The sequence below is a fragment of the Methylobacterium nigriterrae genome, from assembly GCF_037106235.1.
In the GTDB taxonomy this organism is placed as follows: domain Bacteria; phylum Pseudomonadota; class Alphaproteobacteria; order Rhizobiales; family Beijerinckiaceae; genus Methylobacterium; species Methylobacterium nigriterrae.
The window spans coordinates 1-281 of the sequence record NZ_JBAWTG010000786.1 but is presented as its reverse complement, the minus strand read 5'-3'; the positions used below and the strand labels follow the sequence as shown (position 1 = coordinate 281).

The window sequence follows — 281 nt, the reverse complement described above, 5'->3', positions numbered from 1 at the left end:
TCGGAGAACAGACTCTTTTCGCTCTCCGGCTCGTCGCTGGTGGTGGCGCCCTATCGCGACAAGGACCAGCGCGTGGTGGGCGCGCTCGGCGTCATCGGCCCGACCCGGCTCAACTATGCGCGCATCGTGCCGATGGTGGACTATACGGCCCAGCTCATCAGCCGCATGTTCGGGTAGGGCGGCGGCCCTGTCCGCCCTTGATTTTCCGACTCCGAACCTCGATATCGGGCGCAACTCCCTGATCCCACGAACGATGGTAGGAAAATGAGCAACAAGCCCGG

The 281-nt window shown here is 63.7% G+C and carries 1 pseudogene; it reads left to right on the top strand.

Going from position 1 to position 281, the window contains the following annotated elements:
• Positions 1-177: pseudogene (gene hrcA, locus WDW90_RS39160) on the top strand (heat-inducible transcriptional repressor HrcA); the annotation flags it as partial.
• Positions 178-281: the final 104 nt, after the last annotated feature.